Annotated in this window: 15 protein-coding genes; 12 read left to right on the top strand and 3 right to left on the bottom strand. The window is 73.1% G+C overall.

Annotated elements, in window-relative coordinates:
* Positions 1 to 363: 363 nt before the first annotated feature.
* Entirely contained in the window at positions 364 to 855 is a 492-nt protein-coding gene (gene bldD, locus HF519_RS04800; protein WP_169383509.1) for a transcriptional regulator BldD, read from the bottom strand.
* Positions 856 to 1,368: 513 nt separating this feature from the next.
* On the opposite strand from bldD, the gene pyrR reads away from it, so the two are divergent.
* The 10 genes from pyrR (at position 1,369) to coaBC (ending at position 12,610) form a co-directional block, all read left to right on the top strand.
* Entirely contained in the window at positions 1,369 to 1,980 is a 612-nt protein-coding gene (gene pyrR / locus HF519_RS04795) for a bifunctional pyr operon transcriptional regulator/uracil phosphoribosyltransferase PyrR (RefSeq protein WP_169410455.1), read from the top strand.
* Positions 1,977 to 2,921, top strand: a complete 945-nt coding sequence (locus HF519_RS04790; RefSeq protein WP_169410453.1) for an aspartate carbamoyltransferase catalytic subunit — start codon at positions 1,977 to 1,979, stop codon at positions 2,919 to 2,921. The genes pyrR and HF519_RS04790 overlap by 4 nt, the downstream gene beginning before the upstream one ends.
* Positions 2,918 to 4,213, top strand: coding sequence for a dihydroorotase (locus tag HF519_RS04785; RefSeq protein ID WP_169410451.1), 1,296 nt, complete (start codon positions 2,918 to 2,920; stop codon positions 4,211 to 4,213). Before HF519_RS04790 ends, HF519_RS04785 begins: the two co-directional genes overlap by 4 nt.
* Entirely contained in the window at positions 4,206 to 5,357 is a 1,152-nt protein-coding gene (gene carA, locus HF519_RS04780; RefSeq protein ID WP_169410449.1) for a glutamine-hydrolyzing carbamoyl-phosphate synthase small subunit, read from the top strand. Before HF519_RS04785 ends, carA begins: the two co-directional genes overlap by 8 nt.
* The gene (gene carB / locus HF519_RS04775; RefSeq protein WP_169410447.1) at positions 5,357 to 8,653 is read left to right on the top strand and encodes a carbamoyl-phosphate synthase large subunit; all 3,297 of its coding nucleotides are present in this window, start codon (positions 5,357 to 5,359) and stop codon (positions 8,651 to 8,653) included. Before carA ends, carB begins: the two co-directional genes overlap by 1 nt.
* A gap of 56 nt (positions 8,654 to 8,709) precedes the next feature.
* Positions 8,710 to 9,564: an orotidine-5'-phosphate decarboxylase gene (gene pyrF, locus HF519_RS04770; protein WP_312859902.1), complete on the top strand. Its 855-nt coding sequence runs from the start codon at positions 8,710 to 8,712 to the stop codon at positions 9,562 to 9,564.
* 604 nt (positions 9,565 to 10,168) lie between these two features.
* Positions 10,169 to 10,483, top strand: a complete 315-nt coding sequence (gene mihF / locus HF519_RS04765; protein WP_169410439.1) for an integration host factor, actinobacterial type — start codon at positions 10,169 to 10,171, stop codon at positions 10,481 to 10,483.
* The gene (gene gmk / locus HF519_RS04760) at positions 10,480 to 11,118 is read left to right on the top strand and encodes a guanylate kinase (RefSeq protein ID WP_169410437.1); all 639 of its coding nucleotides are present in this window, start codon (positions 10,480 to 10,482) and stop codon (positions 11,116 to 11,118) included. The genes mihF and gmk overlap by 4 nt, the downstream gene beginning before the upstream one ends.
* 2 nt (positions 11,119 to 11,120) lie before the next feature.
* Positions 11,121 to 11,393, top strand: coding sequence for a DNA-directed RNA polymerase subunit omega (rpoZ, locus tag HF519_RS04755; protein WP_169410538.1), 273 nt, complete (start codon positions 11,121 to 11,123; stop codon positions 11,391 to 11,393).
* A 5-nt stretch (positions 11,394 to 11,398) separates the two neighbouring features.
* Positions 11,399 to 12,610, top strand: a complete 1,212-nt coding sequence (gene coaBC, locus HF519_RS04750; protein ID WP_169410435.1) for a bifunctional phosphopantothenoylcysteine decarboxylase/phosphopantothenate--cysteine ligase CoaBC — start codon at positions 11,399 to 11,401, stop codon at positions 12,608 to 12,610.
* Positions 12,611 to 12,698: 88 nt separating this feature from the next.
* Here the strand turns inward: coaBC and HF519_RS04745 are convergent, their stop codons facing one another.
* Together HF519_RS04745 and HF519_RS04740 are read right to left on the bottom strand one after the other, a co-directional pair.
* Positions 12,699 to 13,592, bottom strand: a complete 894-nt coding sequence (locus HF519_RS04745; RefSeq protein ID WP_312859901.1) for a bile acid:sodium symporter family protein — start codon at positions 13,590 to 13,592, stop codon at positions 12,699 to 12,701.
* 157 nt (positions 13,593 to 13,749) lie between these two features.
* Positions 13,750 to 14,280: an SH3 domain-containing protein gene (locus HF519_RS04740; protein ID WP_169410433.1), complete on the bottom strand. Its 531-nt coding sequence runs from the start codon at positions 14,278 to 14,280 to the stop codon at positions 13,750 to 13,752.
* A gap of 230 nt (positions 14,281 to 14,510) precedes the next feature.
* On the opposite strand from HF519_RS04740, the gene metK reads away from it, so the two are divergent.
* Entirely contained in the window at positions 14,511 to 15,713 is a 1,203-nt protein-coding gene (metK, locus tag HF519_RS04735; RefSeq protein WP_169410431.1) for a methionine adenosyltransferase, read from the top strand.
* A gap of 238 nt (positions 15,714 to 15,951) precedes the next feature.
* The gene (locus HF519_RS04730; protein WP_169410429.1) at positions 15,952 to 16,416 is read left to right on the top strand and encodes a cupin domain-containing protein; all 465 of its coding nucleotides are present in this window, start codon (positions 15,952 to 15,954) and stop codon (positions 16,414 to 16,416) included.
* The last annotated feature ends 9 nt before the right edge of the window (positions 16,417 to 16,425 follow it).

Below are 16,425 nucleotides of genomic sequence, written 5' to 3'. Positions count from 1 at the left end.
GGATCCTACGGTCCGGCGGGACCGAGGGCAGCGAGCGGACGGCGGCGACGCCCGGTGCCCGGCATGCGCGGGGCCTCCGTCAGCGGCTGTGACCGCCGTCGCCGCCCGCAGGGGTGGCCACCGAGCGGTTCGCAGGGGTGGCCACCGAGCGGTTCGCAGGGGTGGCCACCGAGCGGTTCGTGCCGACGCGCATCGGCGGCCGTGCGCGGGTCGTGACCGGCGCAACGCTCCGGCTCCGCGCGCCCCGGGGCATGACCGGGCGCGGGCGGAGCCGGGGACCGGCGATCCGTGCGGGTGGTGTCGGCATGCCCTTCCCCGAGCCATGCGGCACCCCGTCGCGGCGATCACCGATCGCGCGCGGTCTCAGTCGACGCGGTGCGCCGGCCGGGCCTCGGGCGGCAGCACGCCCCAGTCGATGAGCTGGTCGGTGAGCTCACCGGGCGTCATGTCATAGATGATCGCCAGCGACCGCAGGTCCTCGGCGCGGATCGACAGCACCTTGCCGTTGTAGTCGCCTCGCTGGCTCTGGATGGCCGCCGCGTAGCGGGCCAGCGGGCCCACCTTGTCGGCGGGCAGCTGCTGCAGCCGCTCCAGGTTGATGACGATCTTGGTGGCGGGCTCGGAACCGGAGGGGACGCGGCCCTCGGGCAGCAGCTCGGCCACGGGGACTCCGTAGAAGTCGGCCAGCTCGGCCAGCTTCTGCACGGTCACCGCACGGTCACCGCGCTCGTAGGAGCCGACCACGACCGCCTTCCACCGGCCCCCCGACTTCTGCTCGACGCCGTGCAGTGACAGCCCCTGTTGCTGCCGGATGGCCCGGAGCTTGCTGCCAAGCGCCTTGGCGTAGTCGCCCATGTGGCGATCTCCTTTTTCGCTGGTCGTGCGGCCGCGGGACCGACGTCCGTGTACTGGGTGATGCCTTGAGTTGGGCCGACGCCCGTTCTCGCCGGCGTACTGCCTCCGGCTGGTGCCCCCCGCTGCCGCGGCCACCCGTGAGACAGCTGATCGATACGGAGAGTAATCATGCGCTCGTGCCCGTCATCGGTCAAGTTGGTCGACCTCTCTCGGTGCCCAACCGGCATTTCTCCACTCGAACGGCTGATCGACAGACCCTCGTCGGCGGTACGACCTGGGGGTCCGCGGGTTCGCTGCGCGTCCGCAGCCGCCGTCACGGGGCGGCTGGGGCACGAGTGGGTGTGACGGGCGCCCGGGGAACGCCGGGCTCCGGCGGGGGCCGCCGGGGACAGGGTGTGACGCTCCTGATGCCGGACGCCCACGAGCCCGGTGTGGCGGCCGAGCGCTGCTAGCGTGGACGTCGACAACATCATCCTTTAAGGCCCGTCCGGTGAGGCGGGGAAGGAGAGCCTCGTGGCGAACGACCGCCGCGGGGACGTCGGAGGTGCGGCTCCCGATCGGGAACTGCTCAGCGCCGCCGATGTCACCCGCACCATCGCGCGCATCGCGCACCAGATCATCGAGAAGACCGCCTTCGAGCCCGCCCGGGCCGAGGACGTCGTGCTGATCGGCATCCCCACCGGCGGAGCGGTGCTCGCCCGCCGGCTCGCCGCGGCGATCGCGGAGTTCACCGGCACCGCGCCCGCCGTCGGCTCGGTGGACCCGACGCTCTACCGCGACGACCTGCGCCGCCAGCCCGCCCGTGCGCTCGAGGACACCGCCGTGCCGGAGTCGGGCCTGGACGACAAGCTCGTCGTGCTCGTCGACGACGTGCTGTTCTCCGGTCGCACCGTGCGCGCCGCCCTCGACGCGCTGCGTGACCACGGCCGCCCGCGGGCCGTGCAGCTCGCCGTGCTGATCGACCGGGGGCACCGCGAGCTGCCGATCCGCGCCGACTACGTGGGCAAGAACGTGCCCACCTCGCGCAGCGAGACGATCCTCGTCTCGCTCACCGAGATCGACGGACGTGACGGCGTCGCGCTGCGCCGCGGTCCGGGCGACACGGGGGCGGGGGAGGACGCGTGAAGCACCTGCTGTCGGTCACCGATCTCGACGCCGCCGCGGCCAACGGCCTGCTCGACACCGCCGACCGGCTCCGGCAGGCCCTGCTGGGCCGTGAGGTCCGCAAGCTCCCCACTCTGCGCGGGCGCACCGTCATCACGATGTTCTACGAGGACTCCACCCGCACCCGGGTCTCCTTCGAGATCGCCGGCAAGTGGATGAGCGCCGACACCGTGAACGTCAGCGCGAAGGGCTCGTCGGTCTCCAAGGGCGAGTCGCTGCGCGACACCTCGCTGACGCTGTCGGCGATGGGCGCCGACTGCGTGATCGTCCGGCACCCCGCGTCGGGGGCCGCGCACCGGCTGGCCGCCTGGGCCGACCGGGACGCGACGATGACCGGCACCCACACGTCCATCGTCAACGCCGGTGACGGCACGCACGAGCACCCCACCCAGGCGCTGCTCGACGCGGCCACCCTGCGCGACCGGCTGGGCTCGATCGCCGGGCGCCGGATCGGCATCGTCGGCGACGTGCTGCACAGCCGGGTCGCCCGGTCGAACGTGTTCCTGCTTGCCACCCTCGGCGCCGAGGTCGTGCTGATCGCCCCGCCGACGCTGCTGCCGGTCGGCGTCGAGCAGTGGCCGTGCCGGGTGAGCCCCGAGCTCGACGCCGAGCTGCCCGGGCTCGACGCGGTGATGATGCTGCGGGTGCAGGCCGAGCGGATGCACGGCGCCTTCTTCCCGTCGGCGCGTGAGTACGCGGTCCGCTACGGCCTGTCCGACCAGCGCGCCGCCCTGCTGCCCGAGCACGCCGTCGTGCTGCACCCCGGCCCCATGGTGCGTGGCATGGAGATCGCCCCCTCGGTGGCCGACTCCCCGCGCGCCGCCATCCTCGCCCAGGTGCGCAACGGCGTGCACGTGCGGATGGCCGTCCTCTACCACCTGCTTGCGGGAGCCCCCGAGTGAACCTGTTCATCCACAACACCCGTCCCTACGGCGAGGGCGACCCGGTCGACGTGGTGGTCTCCGACGGCGTGATCACCGAGCTGGGTGCCGGGCTGACCGCACCCGAGGGCGCGGAGACCATCGACGCCGACGGCCTGGTGCTGCTGCCCGGCTTCGTCGATCTGCACGTGCACCTGCGCGAGCCCGGCGGCGAGGAGTCCGAGACCATCGAGACGGGCTCGCGTGCCGCGGCCCTGGGCGGGTTCACCGCCGTGTTCGCGATGCCGAACACCGACCCGGTGGCCGACAACGCCGTCGTCGTCGAGTACGTGCACCGCCGCGGCGCCGAGGTCGGGCTCGTCGACGTGCACCCGGTCGGCGCCGTCACCGTCGGCCTGGAGGGCGCCAAGCTCGCCGAGCTGGGCACGATGGCCCAGTCGGCGGCGAACGTGCGGATGTTCTCCGACGACGGCCGCTGCGTGAACGACCCGCTGATCATGCGCCGGGCCCTGGAGTACGCCTCCGCGCTCGACGTGGTCATCGCCCAGCACGCCGAGGACCACCGGCTGACCGCGGGCGCGCAGGCCAACGAGGGCGTCGTCGCGTCGCGGCTCGGGCTGGCCGGCTGGCCGGCCACGGCCGAGGAGACCGTCGTCGCCCGCGACTGTGCGCTGGCCCGCGAGGCCAGGGCCGCGCTGCACGTCTGCCACGTGTCCTCGCAGCGCACCATCGACGTGCTGCGTGCGGCCAAGGAGGCGGGCGTGCGGGTCTCGGCCGAGGTCACCCCCCATCACCTGCTGCTCACCGACGCCGCGCTGACCAGCTACGACCCGGTGAACAAGGTCAACCCGCCGCTGCGTACCGCGGCCGACACCAAGGCGATGCGGGCCGCGCTGGCCGAGGGCGTCATCGACGTCGTCGCGACCGACCACGCCCCGCACGCGGCGCAGTACAAGGACACCGAGTGGGCCGCGGCAAAGCCGGGCATGCTCGGCCTGCAGACGGCGCTGTCGGTGCTCGTGCACACGATGGTCGAGCCGGGCCTGCTCGACTGGCGCGGGGTCGCCCGGGTGCTCTCGGAGCGGCCCGCGGAGATCACCGGGCTGCCCGACCAGGGCCGCCCGATCGCGGTCGGGGAGCCGGCGACCTTCGCCCTGGTCGACCCCGAGGCGCAGTGGACCGTGCGCGGCGCGGCCCTGGCGAGCAAGGCTTCGAACACTCCCTACGAGGGCATGCGCCTGCCCGGCGTGGTGGTCGCCACCGTGCTGCGCGGTCGGGTCACCGCCCGGGACGGACAGGTGCGCAATGGCTGATGCGGTCCTCGTCCTCGAGGACGGCCGTGTCTTCCGCGGCGAGGCGTACGGCGCGACGGGGCAGAGCCTCGGCGAGGCCGTCTTCACCACCGGGATGACCGGCTACCAGGAGACCCTGACCGACCCGTCCTACCACCGTCAGATCGTGGTGCAGACCGCCCCGCAGATCGGCAACACGGGCTGGAACGACGAGGACGACGAGTCCACGCGGATCCACGTCGCCGGGTACGCGGTCCGCGACCCCGCCCGGCGTCCGTCGAACTGGCGGTCCACCCGCTCTCTCGGGGACGCGCTGACCGAGCAGGGGATCGTCGGGGTCGCGGGGATCGACACCCGCGCGGTGGTCCGGCACCTGCGGGAGCGGGGCGCCATGCGGGCCGGGGTCTTCTCCGGCGACGCGCTGGCCGCCGACGCCGAGCTGATCGACCGGGTGCTCGCCGGCCCCCGCATGGAGGGCGCCGACCTCTACGGGGCCGTCACCACCCGCGAGCCCTACGTGGTCGCGGCGGCGGACACCCGGCGGTTCACCGTCGCGGCGCTCGACCTCGGCATCAAGTCGAACACCCCGCGGATGCTCGCCGCGCGCGGCGTCGAGGTGCACGTGCTGCCGGCGACGTCGACGATCGAGGACATCCTGGCGCTGGACCCCGACGGGTTCTTCCTGTCCAACGGCCCGGGCGACCCGGCGACCGCCGACGGGCCGGTCGCGCTGACCCGGCAGGTGCTGGAGCGGCGGATCCCGCTGTTCGGCATCTGCTTCGGCAACCAGATCCTGGGCCGCGCGCTGGGCCGCGGGACCTACAAGATGCGCTACGGGCACCGCGGCATCAACATCCCGGTGGTCGAGCACGCCACCGGCCGGGTCGCGATCACCTCGCAGAACCACGGGTTCGCCGTCGAGGGCGAGGCGGGGGAGCGGTTCGACACCCCCTTCGGACCGGCCGAGATCAGCCACACCTGCCCGAACGACGGCACCGTGGAGGGCATCGCGGGCCTGACGTTCCCGGCGTTCAGCGTGCAGTACCACCCCGAGGCCGCGGCCGGCCCGCACGACGCCGCCGACCTGTTCGACCGGTTCGTCGAGCAGATGGCATCGGCGCGCGAGAGCGGCGGCCGGCACCGGCTGAACGAGGAGAACATCTGATGCCGCGCCGCGAGGACATCCGGCACGTGATGGTGATCGGCTCCGGGCCCATCGTCATCGGTCAGGCCTGCGAGTTCGACTATTCCGGCACCCAGGCGTGCCGGGTGCTGCGCGAGGAGGGCATCCGGGTCAGCCTGGTCAACTCCAACCCGGCAACGATCATGACTGACCCGGAGTTCGCCGACGCCACCTACATCGAGCCGATCACGCCGGAGTTCGTCGAGCAGGTCATCGCCGCAGAGCGCCCGGACGCGATCCTGGCCACCCTGGGCGGGCAGACCGCGCTCAACACCGCCGTCGCGCTGCACGAGAACGGTGTGTTGGAGCGCTACGGCGTCGAGCTGATCGGCGCCGACATCGACGCGATCCGGCGCGGCGAGGACCGGCTGAAGTTCAAGGAGATCGTGCAGTCCGTGGGCGGCGACGTGCCGCGCTCGGCGGTCTGCCACTCGATGGACGAGGTCCGGGCCGCCGTCGCCGAGCTCGGGCTGCCGGTGGTCATCCGGCCTTCGTTCACGATGGGCGGGCTCGGCTCGGGCATGGCCCACGACGACGCCGACCTCGAGCGTCTCGCCGGGGGCGGGCTCGACGCGTCCCCGGTGCACGAGGTGCTCATCGAGGAGTCGGTGCTCGGCTGGAAGGAGTACGAGCTCGAGCTGATGCGCGACCGCAACGACAACGTGGTGGTCGTCTGCTCGATCGAGAACATCGACCCGATGGGCGTGCACACCGGCGACTCGATCACCGTCGCGCCGGCCATGACGCTCACCGACCGCGAGTACCAGCGCATGCGCGACGTCGGTATCGCCGTGCTGCGCGCGGTCGGCGTCGACACCGGCGGCTGCAACATCCAGTTCGCGGTGCACCCGGACACCGGGCGCCTGGTCGTCATCGAGATGAACCCGCGGGTGTCTCGGTCGTCCGCGCTGGCGTCGAAGGCCACCGGCTTCCCGATCGCGAAGATCGCCGCGAAGCTCGCCGTCGGCTACACCCTCGGCGAGATCCGCAACGACATCACCGGCGAGACCCCGGCGGCGTTCGAGCCGACGCTGGACTACGTCGTGGTGAAGGTGCCGCGGTTCGCGTTCGAGAAGTTCCCCGGTGCCGACCCCGAGCTGACGACGACGATGAAGAGCGTCGGCGAGGCGATGGCGCTCGGCCGGTCGTTTCCGGAGGCGCTGGGCAAGGCGCTGCGCTCGATGGAGACGACCGCTGCCGGGTTCTGGACCACGCCCGACCCCGACGGTGAACCCGACGTCACCGCTCCCACCGACGGCCGGATCTACGCCGTCGAGCGGGCGCTGCGGACCGGGTCGACCGTGGACGAGGTCGCCGGGCGCTCGGGCATCGACCCGTGGTTCCTCGACCAGATCGCCGCGCTCGGGGAGCTGCGCACCGCCCTGCTCGACGCGCCGGTGCTCGACGCCGCGCTGCTGCGCCGGGCCAAGCGGGCCGGCGTGTCGGACCGGCAGATCGCCGCGCTGCGCCCCGAGTTCGCCGGCGAGGACGGCGTGCGGACGCTGCGCCACCGGCTCGGCATCCGGCCGGTCTACAAGACCGTCGACACCTGTGCCGCCGAGTTCGCCGCGAAGACGCCGTACCACTACAGCGCCTACGAGACCGACCCCGCCGCGGAGTCGGAGATCGCCCCGCAGACCGAGAAGCCCAAGGTGCTCATCCTGGGCTCGGGGCCGAACCGGATCGGGCAGGGCATCGAGTTCGACTACTCGTGCGTGCACGCGGTGATGGCGCTGCGCGAGGCCGGGTTCGAGACCGTCATGGTCAACTGCAACCCGGAGACGGTGTCCACCGACTACGACACGGCGGACCGTCTCTACTTCGAGCCGCTCACGTTCGAGGACGTGCTCGAGGTGGTGCACGCCGAGCAGCGGTCCGGGACCGTGGCCGGGGTGATCGTGCAGCTCGGCGGGCAGACCCCGCTCGGGCTCGCGCAGCGGCTCACCGCGGCCGGTGTCCCGGTCGTCGGAACGTCGGCCGCGGCGATCGACCTCGCCGAGGACCGCGGCGCGTTCGGCGAGGTGCTGCGCAAGGCGGGCCTGCCGGCCCCGGCGTTCGGCATGGCGACGTCGTTCGACCAGGCCCGGGAGATCGCCGGGCGGATCGGCTACCCGGTCCTCGTGCGCCCGTCCTACGTGCTCGGCGGGCGCGGCATGGAGATCGTCTACGACGAGGAGTCGCTGGCCGGCTACATCGCCCGGGCCACCGCGGTCAGCCCGCAGCACCCGGTGCTGGTCGACCGCTTCCTCGACGACGCGATCGAGATCGACGTCGACGCGCTGTGCGACGGCGAGGAGGTCTTCCTCGGCGGCGTCATGGAGCACATCGAGGAGGCGGGGGTCCACTCCGGCGACTCCTCCTGCACCCTGCCGCCGATCACGCTGGGCCGCAGCGTGCTGGAGGTGGTCCGCCGCTCGACCGCGGCGATCGCCCACGGCGTCGGTGTCCGCGGGCTGCTCAACGTCCAGTACGCGCTGCACGGCGAGACGCTCTACGTCCTCGAGGCCAACCCGCGGGCGTCGCGCACGGTGCCGTTCGTGTCCAAGGCGACGGCGGTGCCGCTGGCCAAGGCGGCCGCCCGGATCATGCTGGGCGCCACCATCGCCGAGCTGCGGGCCGAGGGGCTGCTGCCGGCCGGCGGCGACGGTGGTGAGCTGCCGGTCGACGCTCCGGTCGCGGTCAAGGAGGCCGTGCTGCCGTTCAACCGGTTCCGCACCCCGGCCGGGCAGGGCGTCGATCCGCTGCTCGGACCGGAGATGAAGTCCACCGGCGAGGTGATGGGCATCGACGCGTCCTTCGGGCCCGCGTTCGCGAAGTCGCAGGCCGGGGCGTACGGCTCGCTGCCCACCAAGGGCCGGGTGTTCGTCTCGATGGCCGACCGGGACAAGCGGGCCATGGTGTTCCCGGCGCGCCGGCTCGCCGACCTCGGCTTCGAGGTGCTGGCCACCGAGGGCACCGCGGAGGTGCTGCGTCGCCACGGGATCGAGGCCACGGTCGTGCGCAAGCACTCCGAGCGCGCGACAGGGGCCGAGACGATCGTCGACCGGATCCTGGCCGGCGACGTCGACCTCATCGTCAACACCCCGTACGGGAACTCCGGGCCCCGCGTCGACGGCTACGAGATCCGCTCGGCGGCGGTGTCCCGCGGGGTCCCGTGCATCACGACCGTGCAGGGTGCGGCGGCCGCGGTGCAGGGCATCGAGGCGATGATCCGCGGCAGTATCGGCGTCCGTTCGCTGCAGGAGGCCCACGCCGCGCTGAGCAAGGCCCGCCCGTGACCGGATCCGGAGGGGGCACCGTGAGCACCGGACCCGGAGGGGCCACCGTGAGCAGCGTGAGCGAGGACGTACCGGGCGTGCGGCGGTTCGGGGCCCGGCTGGATGACGCGGTGGCCGCGCGCGGGCCGCTGTGCGTCGGGATCGACCCGCACCCGGCGCTGCTGGCCGAGTGGGGGCTGACCGACGACGCCGGCGGCCTGGAGCGGTTCGCGATGTCCGCCCTGGAGGCGCTGGCCGGGCACGTCGCGGTGATCAAGCCGCAGTCGGCGTTCTTCGAGCGGCACGGCTCGGCCGGTGTCGCCGTGCTGGAGCGGCTGCTCGCCGCGGCGGCGGACACCCCGACGCTGACCCTGCTCGACGTCAAGCGCGGGGACATCGGGTCGACCATGGACGGGTACGCCGACGCCTACCTCGGTGTCGGTGCGCCGCTCGCGGCCGACGCGATCACGCTCTCGCCCTACCTCGGGCTGGGCTCGCTCGCCCCGGCCGTGCGCATCGCGGTCGACGCCGGGCGGGGCGTGTTCGTGCTGGCCCGCACGTCGAACCCGGAGGGCGGCGAGGTGCAGCTCGCCGGCTGGGCGGGCCGCAGCGTCGCGCAGACCGTGGTCGACGGTGCCGCCGCGCTGAACGCCGGCGTCGAACCGCTGGGCGACGTGGGCGTCGTGGTGGGGGCGACGGCGGAGCACGGGCTCGAGCTCGGCGCGCTCAACGGCGCGGTGCTGGCCCCCGGGCTGGGGGCGCAGGGCGCCGGCCCGGGCGACCTCGCCGCTCGGTTCGCCGGCGTCGACGGACTGGTGCTGCCCACCGCGTCGCGGTCCGTGCTGCGCCACGGCCCCGACCCCGCCGCGCTCCGCGGCGCCGCGGAGGCGCTGCGCGACGAGCTGGACCGGGCCAGGACGGCCGCCGGGTAGGGGTGCTACCACCCTGGCCGCCTCCCCGCCGCCGCAGGCACGCTGGGCGCCTCAGGAGGGGAGGGGGCCGGTGGTGGACGTTCTCATCGTCGACGACCAGCGGCCGTTCCGGACCGTCGCGCGGACGGTTGTGGGTCTGGTCGGGGGATGGCGGGTGGCCGCGGAGGCGGGCAGCGGCGAGGACGCGCTCACCGAGGCGGAGCGGGTCCACCTACACCGCCGACGACCTCCCGGCCGACGCGACCAGGTGCGGCGCGGCGGCCTACATCCGCAAGGAGGACCTGACGCCGGCCGCGCTGCGCCGGTTGCACGCGGGGTGACGCCGGCCGACGATGTCCGAGCTCTCCGGACTGTCCGTTTTCTCACGTTCGGTGACGAACCGAGCCACCCGGTCCCCACGGCGCGGTGAACGGCGGGTTACGAGACCCTTCATCGGCGCTCGGCGTGATATCGCCCATCTGAGTGGCGTGTGTGCCAAACCCACTGGTGGTACCCCCGATGACGGCTCGAAAGTGCGCCTGAGTACGTTCGCTCAAGAGCTTGCGGGTGCTCCCGCAGGATCGATGATTCGTCAGGACTGCACGACCGAAAGACGGAGGAGACCGTGGCCCTTCCCCAGCTGACCGAGGAACAGCGTGCTGCCGCATTGGAGAAGGCCGCGGCGGCGCGCCGGGCCCGGGCAGAGCTGAAGGACCGGCTCAAGCGCGGCGGCACCACGCTCAAGGAGGTGCTCGCCCAGTCCGACACCGATGAGGTACTCGGCAAGATGAAGGTGTCGGCTCTGCTCGAGGCGATGCCCGGCGTCGGCAAGGTCCGCGCCGCTCAGATCATGGAGCGGCTCGAGATCGCGCCCAGCCGGCGGCTGCGCGGCCTCGGCGACCGGCAGCGCAAGGCGCTGCTGGCCGACTTCGAGGCGTGAGCTGTAGTCCAGCTCCGCACGACCCCCCGAGAGGCCGGCTGATCGTCCTGGCCGGCCCCTCGGGTGTCGGAAAGAGCAGTGTCGTCGCGCGGCTGCGTGAGGTCCTGCCCGAGCTCTACTTCAGCGTCTCGGCCACGACCCGGGCCGCCCGCACCGGCGAGGTCGACGGCCGGGATTACCACTTCGTGACCCAGGCCGACTTCGACGGGCTCATCGACCGAGGCGAGTTGCTGGAATGGGCTGAGATCCACGGCGGCCTCCAGCGCTCGGGAACTCCGCGAGAGCCCGTGGAGCGGGAGCTGAGCGCGGGTCGGCCGGTGCTCGTCGAGGTCGATCTGCAGGGGGCGCGGGCGGTCAAGGCCGCGATGCCCGAGGCCGTGACGGTGTTCCTGGAGCCGCCCTCGTTCGACGAACTGGCCCGCCGGCTCACCGGTCGCGGCACCGAGTCCGCCGCGCAGCTGGCCCGCCGGCTGGACACCGCCCGTGCGGAGATGGCCGCTCGCGACGAGTTCGACGTGGCCGTGATCAACGACGACCTCAAGGCTGTCGTCGCGCGATTGGTACACTTGGCGGTCGATCGCGCGCCGCTTCCGTGCGCGGACCCCGATCTCTCCCCACAGGAGTCTCTCCAGTGAGCATGCCGCTGACCGGTGCTGTCGTCAGTCCTACCCCTGAGGGCATCACCAACCCGCCCATCGACGACCTGCTCGGCCAGGTCAGCTCCAAGTACGCCCTGGTGATCTACGCGGCCAAGCGGGCGCGCCAGATCAACGACTACTACTCGCAGCTGGGCGAGGGCCTGCTCGAGTACGTCGGCCCGCTCGTCGAGCCGGGCCCGCGCGAGAAGCCGCTGTCGATCGCCATGCGCGAGATCCAGGGCGGCCTGCTCGAGCACACCGAGGGCGAGTAGTCCTCGTGAACGGCCCCCGGGTCCTGCTGGGAGTGGCCGGGGGCATCGCGGCCTACAAGAGCGCGGAGCTGTTGCGGCGACTCACCGAGAGCGGCCACTCCGTGCGTGTGCTGCCCACGGCGTCCGCTCTGGAGTTCGTCGGCGCGGCGACGTTCGAGGCGCTCTCCGGCCAGCCGGTCCAGACCGGCGTGTTCGCGGACGTGCCCGCGGTCCCGCACGTCAAGCTCGGCCAGGAGGCCGACCTGGTGGTGGTCGCCCCGGCGACCGCCGACCTGCTCGCGCGCGCCGCGCACGGTCGCGCCGACGACCTGCTCACCGCCTCGCTGCTCACCGCGCGGTGCCCGGTCCTGTTCGCCCCGGCGATGCACACCGAGATGTGGGAGCACGCCGCCACCCAGGACAACGTCGCGCTGCTGCGCTCCCGCGGGAGCGTCGTGCTGGAACCGGCGTCCGGCCGGCTGACCGGCAAGGACACCGGCCCCGGCCGGCTGCCCGACCCGGCCGAGATCGCCGAACTGGCCCGGCTGCTGCTGGAGCGGCCCGACGCGCTGCCCCAGGACCTCGCCGGTCGCCGCGTCGTCGTCTCGGCCGGTGGCACCCGCGAGCCGCTGGATCCGGTGCGCTTCCTCGGCAACCGGTCCTCCGGCCGGCAGGGCTACGCGCTGGCCCGGGTGGCCGCGCAGCGTGGCGCCGCGGTGACGCTCGTCGCCGCACACACCGCCGAGCTGGGCGATCCGGCGGCGGTCGACGTCGTGCGGGTCGGCTCGGCGGCCCAGATGCGCGACGCGATGCTGGCCGCGGTCAAGGGCGCCGACGCGGTGGTCATGTCCGCGGCGGTCGCCGACTTCCGGCCCTCCGCGCTGGCCGAGCACAAGATCAAGAAGGGGTCCACGGACCCCGACCCACTGGTGCTCACCAAGAACCCGGACATCCTGAGGGAGCTGGTCGGGGGGCGGGAGCCGGGTCAGGTGATCGTCGGGTTCGCGGCCGAGACGGGTGACGCCGACGGCGACGCGCTGCACCACGGTCGGGCCAAGCTCGCCCGCAAGGGCTGCGACCTGCTGGTGGTCAACGCGGTGGGCGACGGCCGGGCATTCGAGGTGCCCGACAACGCCGGCTGGCTGCTGGGCGCCGACGGCTCCGAGGTCGAACTGGCGAACGGGTCCAAGGCGCTGCTGGCGTCGCGGGTGTGGGACGCGGTGGCGTCCCGGCTCTAGCCGGCCGCACGCCGGGGCGCATCGCACCCGCACCCGGTGGCCCGCGTGGGATCGTCCGACCGCGATCTGGGTCCGACGGATCGGCGGGTTAGGCGGGGAGGGACGCCGCGCCGGAGCGTGCCCGGCGCGCGAGCACCGCGGCGAACACCCCCGCCGGAAGGAACATGACGAGCCCGTAGATCGCAGCCGGGATCGCCATCTCCGCATCGGCGAGCAGCGCGGGGCTCAGTGCGATCGTGATGGCCAGGACGCTGTTGTGGATGCCGATCTCCATCGAACACGCGATCGACCGGCGCCGGTCGACCCGGGCGAACCGTGGGACCACGTAGCCCACCGTCAGGCTGATCACCGCGAACAGCAGCGTCAGCGGTCCGACGGCCACCACCCCGTCCAGCAGGATCTCCCGGTTCTCGAGCACGGCGGCCGCGATGACCAGCACCAGCACCACGACCGAGGTGATCTTGACGGGGTGGTGCATCCGGTCCGCGAAGCCGGGCGCCAGCCGGCGGATCAGCATGCCGAGCGCCACCGGGACCAGCACGATCGCGAAGACCTGAGCGACCTTGTCGAACTGCAGCCCGATCCCGGCCGCCGGATCGGCGAAGTGCACCAGGGACAGATTCACCACGATCGGTAACGTCACCACCGACAGGGCTGAGTTGACGGCGGTGAGCGACACGTTGAGCGCCACGTCGCCGCCGGCAAGGTGGCTGAACAGGTTCGCGGTGGTGCCACCGGGGGAGGCGGCGAGCAGCATCATCCCGACCGCGAGCGCCGGGGCGAGCCCGAAGGCCGTCACGAGGCCCAGGCAGATCACCGGCAGCGCGACGACCTGGCAGACCAGGGCGATCAGCACCGCGCGGGGATGGGCCAGGACCCGGGTGAAGTCGCCGACGGTCAGCGAGAGCCCGAGGCCGAGCATCACGACGCCGAGCGCGACGGGCAGGAACACGGCGGTCAGCAGCGACTCCACGGTGGGCACACCCCGGTTCGACCCGGATGCGCCTCCGGTCGGCACCGTGCCGAACCACACCGAAAGCCACGAAGCGGGCACGGATCGCCGCAGAGTGGCCCCGCGGGGCGGGCGCTGTCAACGCGTCGGCCGGGGTACCCGGCGCGGCCCGCCCCGCGGGCGAGCCTCAGGGAAGCAGGCGTCCGGTGCCGGCCTCGGGAGTCTCCGTCGACGTCGGCTCGTCCTGGTCGGCCGGCTCCTCGCTCGGCGCCGCACGGCGGGGTTCGCGGGTCGGCTCCGCGTCCGCGGGGCGGCGGTCGCTACCGGCGGACGGCGAGGTGGTGGGGGCACTGCGGCGCTCGGCGGCGGCCGGGGTGCTCGTCGGCGCGGTGGAGCGCGAGGCGCCGGTGGTGAGGGCGTTCCGGGCCGGGGTGGCGCCGTCGACCGACACGAACTCCTCGGCCGACCAGCCGCCCAGGTTCGTCAGCTTCACGAAGCCGTTGCGCTTCTCGCCGACGGTCACCTCGGTCCCGCGCTCGCAGACCGCGATGATGCGCGCGGTCGGGCTCGGCTCGGCCCGGACGTTCACGTTGTCCGTGCAGCGGCCCGGCTCGGCCGCTCCGGCGGTCCCGGCGGCGAGCGCCATCATGGTGGTCGCGCCGACCGCGACCAACCCGCCGACAACAGCGGCCGCGCGGCCCGGTCGTTGCAGCTTCATCTCGGGGAACCTCCGTGGGGTGGGCATGACAACAAGGCCCAACGAGTGGCGCCGTTACCGATTCGCTACCGCGCGCCACATCACCCCATGCGGTGACGGAATGGCGGCGTGTCGCTGAGATGTTTACGGTGCGTAGCAAGTGGCGCTGGCCGAGGACGCGGCGATCACGTCGTGGGGTCGACTAGGCTCGCCCGGCAGCGATCAAGCGGAAATCAAGATGAGGTGCGGGCGTGTCGAACGTGGGCCGACGGTTGTTCACCAGCGAATCGGTGACCGAGGGTCATCCGGACAAGATGTGCGACGCGATCAGCGACTCGGTGCTCGACGCGCTGCTCGCCCAGGACCCGCGCAGCCGCGTGGCGGTCGAGACGCTGGTCACCACCGGGCAGGTGCACGTCGCCGGTGAGGTGACGACGTCGGCGTACGCGGACATCCCCACCCTGGTCCGGGACAAGATCCTGGAGATCGGGTACGACTCGTCGGCGAAGGGCTTCGACGGGAACTCGTGCGGGGTCAACGTCGCGATCGGCGCGCAGTCGGCCGACATCGCGCAGGGCGTGGACACGGCCTACGAGAGCCGCGTCGAGGCCAGCGAGGACGAGATCGCCCGGCAGGGCGCGGGTGACCAGGGCCTGATGTTCGGCTACGCCAACACCGACACCCCGGAGCTGCTGCCGCTCCCGATCGCGCTGGCGCACCGGCTTGCCCGCCGGCTGACCGAGGTCCGCAAGTCCGGTGTGCTCCCGTACCTGCGCCCGGACGGCAAGACCCAGGTCACCATCGAGTACGACGGCGACAAGGCCGTCCGGCTCGACACGGTGGTCGTCTCGAGCCAGCACGCCGCCGACATCGACCTCGACGGCATGCTCGCCCCCGATATCCGCGAGCACGTCGTCGGTCCGGAGATCGCGCATCTCGGCCTCGACACCTCCGACGTGCGGCTCCTGGTCAACCCGACCGGACGGTTCGTCGTCGGCGGCCCGATGGGCGACGCCGGCCTGACCGGCCGCAAGATCATCGTCGACACCTACGGCGGCTTCGCCCGCCACGGCGGCGGCGCGTTCTCCGGCAAGGACCCGTCGAAGGTGGACCGCTCCGCCGCGTACGCGATGCGCTGGGTGGCGAAGAACGTCGTCGCCGCGGGGCTGGCCGACCGGATCGAGGTCCAGGTCGCCTACGCGATCGGCAAGGCGGCCCCGGTCGGCCTGTTCATCGAGACCTTCGGTACCGAGCACGTCGACCCGGCCCGGATCCAGTCGGCGATCACCGAGGTGTTCGACCTGCGTCCGGCGGCGATCATCCGTGACCTCGACCTGCTGCGGCCGATCTATGCGCCGACCGCCGCCTACGGGCACTTCGGGCGCACCGACATCGACCTGCCGTGGGAGAGCACCGCGCGCGCCGACGCCCTGAAGTCCGCCGCGGGCGCGTGAGCGGCCGCGTCCCGAACCGGTCGCACGGGTGAACGCCGCAGCAGCCGCGCGCGCCGGCCGCGCAGCACCCGACCGGACGCGGCCGGCGACGGCTCCCGGCGGCGCCCGCCTGCGCGGGAGCACCCGGGTGACCCGCGTGCGAGCGGCCCTCGCGCGCGTCGTCGGTGCCGCGCGCGGGCCCGGTCGCGCGCGGGGTGGCCAGAACCCGCGCGTCGTGGGCGCATGAGCGGATCGCCTCGTGAGCTTTCTCGACCCGGCCGAGGCCGTGACCGTCCACCGGGCGGCGGACCCGCCCGACATCGCCGGTCCGTCGTCGGTGCGGTTCGTGGCCCCGGGATCGGTGACGGCGGGCCGGTACGGCCTGTTCGAGTACCGGATGGCGCCGTCGACCCCGGGGCCCGGCCCGCACGTGCACCGCACCTTCTCCGAGTCGTTCTACGTGCTCTCCGGTGAGCTGTCGATCTACGACGGCGAGCGCTGGGACCGGTTCGGCGCGGGCGACTTCGCCCACGTCGCGGACAACGGGGTGCACGCCTTCCGCAACGACGCCGGCGTCGAGACCACGTTCCTCATCCTCTTCGCGCCCGGCATCGCCCGGGAGCGCTTCTTCCTGGAGCTCGCCGAGATCCGCGAGACCGGACGTGAGCTGAGCGAACAGGAGTGGGTGGAGTTCTACGCCCGGCACGACCAGGTCAACCTCTGACCGGCCCGG

The sequence above is a fragment of the Pseudonocardia bannensis genome, from assembly GCF_012911875.1.
GTDB lineage: Bacteria > Actinomycetota > Actinomycetes > Mycobacteriales > Pseudonocardiaceae > Pseudonocardia > Pseudonocardia bannensis.
The sequence above is the reverse complement of the archived record's forward strand: the minus strand, read 5'-3'. Positions and strand labels throughout refer to the sequence as shown.

Excerpts from the sequence above, each read along its gene's own strand:
- bldD (WP_169383509.1), bottom strand. The coding sequence starts at position 855 with ATGGGCGACTACGCCAAGGCGCTTGGCAGCAAGCTCCGGGCCATCCGG.
- carA (WP_169410449.1), top strand. The coding sequence starts at position 4,206 with ATGGCTGATGCGGTCCTCGTCCTCGAGGACGGCCGTGTCTTCCGCGGC.
- carB (WP_169410447.1), top strand. The coding sequence starts at position 5,357 with ATGCCGCGCCGCGAGGACATCCGGCACGTGATGGTGATCGGCTCCGGG.
- rpoZ (WP_169410538.1), top strand. The coding sequence starts at position 11,121 with ATGCCGCTGACCGGTGCTGTCGTCAGTCCTACCCCTGAGGGCATCACC.
- HF519_RS04740 (WP_169410433.1), bottom strand. The coding sequence starts at position 14,280 with ATGAAGCTGCAACGACCGGGCCGCGCGGCCGCTGTTGTCGGCGGGTTG.